This is a genomic window from Acinetobacter sp. A3 (assembly GCF_012371415.1).
Taxonomy (GTDB): Bacteria; Pseudomonadota; Gammaproteobacteria; order Pseudomonadales; family Moraxellaceae; genus Acinetobacter.
In genome coordinates this window covers 36,365-42,670 of sequence record NZ_JAAZQW010000020.1, presented here as the reverse complement: position 1 = coordinate 42,670, position 6,306 = coordinate 36,365, and the positions used below count along the sequence as shown (strand labels likewise).

Here is a 6,306-nt window from a genome sequence, read left to right as displayed (position 1 = left end):
TTTTTATGCCTGAATTAAAATTAAAAAGAATAAAAATAAAGAACACCAAAAAATAAAACCATCAATGGATGGTTTTAAATTGGTCTAGTTTGACTGAAGTGTTATCAAGCAAATAATTGAGTAACAGCACACCAAAGGATAGCAAGAATCGCAATTGCAACAATAGGCTCTAAAACTTTAGACCATGTTGGAACAGTTGCTTCTATAAGCTCAATTTCTGCGTGATTGTCGTGGCTATGTTGTTGAACCATTTGATTAAACTCCTTCATTGATGCTTCTAATGATAGCTCTTCTTGTGGAATTGGTTTAGAGCCTTTTAGCTCTGTTAGTTCGTTTGTTGACCAAATCCAATCATCAGCCTGACCAGATAAATGCTCGATTTGGCCAAGCAATAACTCGCCTATGCCTTTATTACCAAAATTGCCAGTATGATCCAGTTGCTTGAGCTCAGCCAATTGTAAGGCTAGTATTTCACTAATGTTGTGCTCTAGTTCGGTTTTGCTTAGTGTGGATTCATTGGCAGTTGATGTGGTTAGGCGGCGTGCAACTTCTTGAATATAGAGTTCATCTTGGCTATCTATTTCCTGATAAAGTTTTTGATTATCTTCACGCCATAAACTTACCAATTTACCTAGGCTGAGTGCGTTAATTTCTTGAATATATTGATCACGCTCTACCGAGTCATATTGTTTCAAAAGCGATGGCTTTTGAAGTTTAATCTGCGCTGCAAAATATTGTACTAAATCAAAAGCCATTCACTACTCCATTGTTTTAATCTAATAATCTAAGGCTTGGTTTTTTCTTAGTTTGTTCGGGTTTTTCTTCAGTCTTTAATTCTAAAGCATCTTCATCATTTTGGATATGTTGATACTCGCTCGGATCAAAGAATAAGCCTTGTCCATTTTCTCGAGCGTAAATCCCTAGTACCGCATTCATTGGCACATATAAGTCGCGTGAAACACCACCAAAGCGTGCGGAGAATGTAATTGCATCATTGCTCATGTGTAAGGCGTGTACAGCATGTGGAACAATGTTTAATACTATCTGACCATCCTGCACAAATTGTTCAGGAACAAGCGTATTCGGCTGTGTAGCGTCTACCAATAAATGTGGCGTGAGTTGGTTGTCGCAAATCCAGTCATAAATTGCGCGAGCTAAATAGGGACGGGTCGGACTTAAGTTGATTTCAGATTCAGACATAATGTGCTCTTTAAGTATGAATTAAAAATTCCTGATAGCGGTTTTTTTCCTGCAATGTCATTGATTTTAAAAATGCAGGGCGATTAAAAATACGCTGGCAATAGAGAAAAATAGGTCTACAGTGTTGTTTGGGTAGCTCAATGCCCATGGCTTTGAGTCGTATAAATAATGGCGCTAGCATGCAGTCTAAAATATTAAATGTTTCAGACATAAAAAAAGGATAATGTTGAAACAGTGGTGTGAGTGAAATGAGTGTATCACGTAATTGTTTTTGTGCTGTACGTTGTGCTTGGCTATTTAAGCTGTCAGGGTGGCGCAGCATGTCATCGGCGAGCTTGAACCAATCGTGCTCAAAGCGCCAGATATATTGACGTTGTTCTGCGCGTGGCATAGGGGCATCGGCATAGAGCTTATTTTGTCGATAACGATCATCTAGATATTCTGAAATTATGCTGCTATTGAATAATTTGAGATCATTTTCTAATAATATGGGCAATTGATTGTAGGGATTGAGACTAGCGAGGTCTTCATCCTCATGATCGACAAGAATCAGTTGATATTTGATTTGTTTTTCGGCAAGAACGTAACGAATCCAATGTGAGCGAAAGTCGTCTGCATGACTATAGAGGGTGATGCCTTGTAAAGGTGCGTTTTCGACTGACATAATCCGATATAAAACCAAATGAATAGAATAGGATACTAGACTTGGTGACTAAAATCACGCAGCAAACCTGACAAAAGTGTATGAGATATTTATTGAGATGCTGATTGGGTTTTATAAGTAGCTAAAGTGTAGATTTTGGTTGAATCGTATATCTTGGTGTTGTTATGCAAATAAAAAAGCCTTGGAAAATCCAAGGCTTTTTGTGTCCGATTCGGTAAACGAATTAACGTTTAGAGAATTGTGGACGTTTACGTGCTTTACGTAAACCAAGTTTCTTACGTTCAACTTCACGAGCATCACGAGTAACGAAACCAGCTTGACGAAGAGCAGGTTTTAAAGTGTCGTCAGATGCGATCAATGCACGAGTAATACCGTGACGGATAGCACCAGCTTGACCACCAATACCACCACCAGCAACAGTGATGTAAAGGTCATATTTGTCAGTAGCTTCAAGAAGTTCTAACGGTTGACGTACGATCATACGAGCAGTTTCACGACCGAAATATTGCTCAAGAGTACGGTTGTTAATTACGAGTTTACCTGTACCAGCTGATAAGAAAACACGTGCAGTTGCGGTCTTACGGCGACCTGTACCATAATTAGTAGCCATGTGCTGTATCCCTTAGATGTCCAAAACTTGTGGCTGTTGAGCTGTGTGAGGATGCTCAGCACCAGCGTACACTTTCATTTTCTTGATCATAGCATAACCAAGAGGACCTTTTGGCAACATGCCTTTTACAGCGCGTTGGAAGATTTCTTCTGGTTTGTGAGCAACTAATTTCTCGAAATTAGTTTCACGGATACCACCAGGGAAACCAGTGTGGCGATAGTATTTCTTATCAAGTGATTTGTTACCAGTCACTTGAACTTGCTCAGCATTGATAACAACGATGTAGTCACCAGTGTCAACGTGAGGAGTATAAGAAGTTTTGTGCTTACCGCGTAAACGACGAGCGATTTCTGTCGCAAGGCGACCTAGAGTTTTGCCAGAAGCATCAACAACGTACCAGTCGTGTTGAACTTCAGCTGGCTTAGCGCTGAGAGTTTTCATTAAACCACTACCTATTATAGTTGGTTTGGACTATGGAAGCTGTCCAAACAAAAAGGAGTCCGAATTCTACCTGAAATTAACTAGAACCACAATGGAAATGTCACATTTTAAGCGCTATATTTTAGCGAGCTTAAATACAAAAGAAAAGTTGAATAAATTTGTAACATTCAACATTAAAAGCCTAGATTTATGCTGTTTTAAATCGCCTTTATAGGGATATAAGTAAAGTTTTTAGTAGACAATATTGAAACAAAAGGGGGGATAGGATGTCGCAAGATTTGCAATCAGAAATACAGCAGCAGTCTGATCTACCTACTTCAAAATTCATTAAATTTATTGCTGGATGTTTTATTACATTGCTCAGTGTCTATATGCTGGCTTTTGTAGTATTGGGTGCTGTATATGGTGTGGATGTGTTTAGCATCTTATTACTGTATTCAATTTTTTTCCATTTAGCACTTTTCCCATTTTTATTGTATGGCGTTGGTGGAATCATTTTGCTGTGTTTAGCAGACACCCAATATCGGGAGGTGCTGAAAAAATCACAAAAAATATTGATGATGGGGCTGTTATTGGGTGTTGCTGTTACCGCTATTTCTGAATGGGCGCATGTGCAAGGGATTTTGCAGACTCGATTTATCTTGGACTGGAAATAAAACAATCAACTAAGATGGCGCTATACTTTAATTATCCTTAGATAAATCTGGACTGAGCATTTATGCGACCTTTATATGTCACCAGTGGTGAACCCGCAGGGATTGGACCTGATATTTGCTTGAGTTTGGCAGACCGAGTGGATGAGCGTCCAATTGTGGTATTGGCAGATCATCAATTATTACAACAACGTGCCGAAATTCTAAACCAAAAAGTCGAATTGATTGAATATTTAGGTCAGCAGCACGCAGCTGCAGTGGGGCAGTTGTATGTTGAACATGTGCCCTTGGCCGCAGAGGTACAACTTGGTCATTTAAATGCTCAAAATGCGGCTTATGTGTTAGAGCAATTACGTCGTTCTGCATCGTATGCCATGACGGGTAAAAGTGTCGGTGTTGCGACAGCGCCAGTACAAAAATCGATTATTAATGAAGCGGGCATTTCGTTTAGTGGACATACTGAATATTATCAGGAGTTTGCAGGTGTAGAACGTGTGGTGATGATGTTGGCGACTAAAACGCTACGTGTTGCCCTCGTAACAACGCATTTACCGTTACGTGCAGTTGCAGATGCGATTAGCAAAACACGTTTGCAGCAGGTGATTGATATTTTGCTGCATGATTTAAAAAGTAAATTTAAGATCGAGCATCCTAAAGTGTTGGTGTGTGGTTTGAATCCACATGCGGGTGAAGATGGTTATTTAGGCATGGAAGAAATTGAAGTCATTAATCCTGTGCTGCAAAATTACCGTAACCGTGGGGAAAACCTAAGCCTGAGTTTGCCTGCAGATACGTTGTTTACCCCTGAAAATTTAAAAGATGCTGATGCAGTATTGGCGATGTATCACGATCAGGGTTTACCTGTGTTAAAATCTCAGGGCTTTGGTGAAGCAATTAATATTACTTTAGGCTTACCGTTTATTCGCACTTCAGTCGATCACGGCACAGCGCTCTCCCTCGCAGGTACAGGACTTGCGAAAAGTTCTAGCTTGCATGTTGCTGTCGATTTAGCGCTGGATTTAGCACGTTCATAATCTCAGCTTGGAAATCTTTATGTATCAAATTAATGCCCTAAACCCAAAGGAAGAAGGGCATCAGGCTCGTAAACGCTTTGGTCAAAACTTTTTACATGACCAACGTGTGATTGCCAAAATTGTACGCTCTGTTAACCCACGTCCGGGTGATAATATTATCGAGATTGGGCCGGGTTTGGCTGCATTGACCTCACCTTTAATTGGTGAGTGTGATGCCTTGACTGTAGTGGAGTTAGACCGTGATTTGGCTGCAGGCTTGCCAGGGCGTGTACCGCATCCCGAACGCTTGACCATTGTTGAAAGTGATGCCCTGAAATACGATTTTAGTGAATTATTTGCTGAAGGCCGTCCTTTACGTGTGGTCGGGAACTTGCCTTACAATATTTCGACTCCGTTATTGTTCCATCTCTTAGAATTTGGCGACAAAGTCAAAGACATGCACTTTATGCTGCAAAAAGAAGTGGTGGATCGTATTACCGCATCGCCAAACACCAAAGAATATGGGCGTTTGTCGGTGATGATGCAATATTACTGCAAGCCAACCTTCTTGTTTGAAGTGCCGCCTGGTGCATTTAACCCACCGCCTAAAGTGACTTCTGCTGTATTTCGCTTAGAACCCTATGCAACCAAACCAATTATTGCCAAAGATGAAAAGGCATTGGCACGTTTGGTGTCGCATGTTTTTACCCAGCGTCGTAAAACTTTACGTAATAGCTTAAAAGGCATGTTGGCTGAAGATGCATTTGAGCGTGCAGGGGTAGACCCAATGGCACGTCCTGAAACTTTAAGTTTGGAAGCATTTGTCGCATTGGCAGATCAAATGGTGAGTTAATGGCAGAAATTCGATACAACTATGTGATTGGCGATGTACAGGGCTGCTTTGAAGCCCTGAAACTGTTACTTAAAGAAATACAGTTTGACCCTGATCAGGATTTTATCTGGTTTGCTGGCGACTTGGTTGCACGTGGTGAAAACTCAATTGGTGCATTGCGCTTTATTAAAAAACTGGTCGATCGCGGCGTTGCAGCAACAGTTTTAGGCAATCACGATTTGACGCTGTTAGCAGGCGCACGTGGCTTAAAGAAAATTAAAGAGCAAGACAATACCCGCGATGTAATTGATGCGATTGACAGTGATGATTTAATTGACTGGCTACGCAAACAGCCTTTGTGTCTTTTTCCGAATGAAAATACGATTTTGACCCATGCAGGTATTTCCCATATTTGGGATGCTGCACAAACAGCAGCCTATGCTAAAGAAGTCGAAGCGGTCATTGGGCATGAAGATTTTGCTGTGGTGGATGCATTTTTTAAGGAAATGTATGGGGCAGAACCTACAGTTTGGTCGGATGATTTAACGGGACATGCGCGTTTACGTTGTATTACCAATTATTTGACCCGTATGCGTTTAGCCAATTTACAGGGTGGTTTGGAGTTCAGCTTTAAAGATGCCTTAGATGACCCGATGCCAGAAGGTTTTAAACCGTGGTTTGAATATCCATCTTTAGCTGCGCAAACACATCAAATCGTATTTGGTCATTGGGCGGCATTGCAAGGGAAAAGGGTAGCTGACAATATTCAAAATGTAGATGGCGGTTGTGTGTGGGGCAATCAGCTCATGGCGTATCGTTTGGAAGATCAGCAATTGTTTGCAGTGGATAATCCGCTGGCAGAATGGTAACAATACTTTATCTTTATAATTTGA

9 protein-coding genes are annotated in these 6,306 nt (G+C 40.9%); 4 read left to right on the top strand and 5 right to left on the bottom strand.

Going from position 1 to position 6,306, the window contains the following annotated elements; all coding sequences use genetic code 11:
- Window positions 1–104 precede the first annotated feature (104 nt).
- From HHA42_RS08230 to rplM, 5 genes are all read right to left on the bottom strand, one after another.
- Window positions 105–755 carry a hypothetical protein gene (locus tag HHA42_RS08230; protein ID WP_168418858.1) on the bottom strand — a complete coding sequence of 217 codons (651 nt, stop codon included), beginning with the start codon at window positions 753–755 and terminating at the stop codon, window positions 105–107.
- A gap of 16 nt (window positions 756–771) precedes the next feature.
- Window positions 772–1,200 carry a ClpXP protease specificity-enhancing factor gene (locus tag HHA42_RS08225; RefSeq protein ID WP_168418859.1) on the bottom strand — a complete coding sequence of 143 codons (429 nt, stop codon included), beginning with the start codon at window positions 1,198–1,200 and terminating at the stop codon, window positions 772–774.
- 10 nt (window positions 1,201–1,210) lie between these two features.
- On the bottom strand, window positions 1,211–1,864 hold the full coding sequence (locus HHA42_RS08220) for a glutathione S-transferase N-terminal domain-containing protein (protein ID WP_168418860.1): 654 nt from the start codon (window positions 1,862–1,864) through the stop codon (window positions 1,211–1,213).
- Window positions 1,865–2,087: 223 nt separating this feature from the next.
- A complete protein-coding gene (gene rpsI, locus HHA42_RS08215; RefSeq protein ID WP_154321029.1) occupies window positions 2,088–2,474 on the bottom strand; it encodes a 30S ribosomal protein S9 in 387 nt (128 codons plus the stop codon).
- Window positions 2,475–2,486: 12 nt separating this feature from the next.
- Window positions 2,487–2,915: a 50S ribosomal protein L13 gene (rplM, locus tag HHA42_RS08210; protein WP_004909012.1), complete on the bottom strand. Its 429-nt coding sequence runs from the start codon at window positions 2,913–2,915 to the stop codon at window positions 2,487–2,489.
- Window positions 2,916–3,181: 266 nt separating this feature from the next.
- Here rplM and HHA42_RS08205 point away from each other — a divergent pair, with 266 nt between their 5' ends.
- The 4 genes from HHA42_RS08205 (at window position 3,182) to HHA42_RS08190 (ending at window position 6,282) form a co-directional block, all read left to right on the top strand.
- Complete coding sequence (locus HHA42_RS08205) at window positions 3,182–3,571, top strand: hypothetical protein (protein ID WP_154321028.1); 390 nt, start codon at window positions 3,182–3,184, stop codon at window positions 3,569–3,571.
- A 62-nt stretch (window positions 3,572–3,633) separates the two neighbouring features.
- Complete coding sequence (gene pdxA, locus HHA42_RS08200) at window positions 3,634–4,602, top strand: 4-hydroxythreonine-4-phosphate dehydrogenase PdxA (protein ID WP_154321027.1); 969 nt, start codon at window positions 3,634–3,636, stop codon at window positions 4,600–4,602.
- 19 nt (window positions 4,603–4,621) lie between these two features.
- Window positions 4,622–5,434, top strand: a complete 813-nt coding sequence (gene rsmA / locus HHA42_RS08195; RefSeq protein WP_168418861.1) for a 16S rRNA (adenine(1518)-N(6)/adenine(1519)-N(6))-dimethyltransferase RsmA — start codon at window positions 4,622–4,624, stop codon at window positions 5,432–5,434.
- The gene (locus tag HHA42_RS08190) at window positions 5,434–6,282 is read left to right on the top strand and encodes a symmetrical bis(5'-nucleosyl)-tetraphosphatase (RefSeq protein WP_168526096.1); all 849 of its coding nucleotides are present in this window, start codon (window positions 5,434–5,436) and stop codon (window positions 6,280–6,282) included. Before rsmA ends, HHA42_RS08190 begins: the two co-directional genes overlap by 1 nt.
- Window positions 6,283–6,306 lie beyond the last annotated feature (24 nt).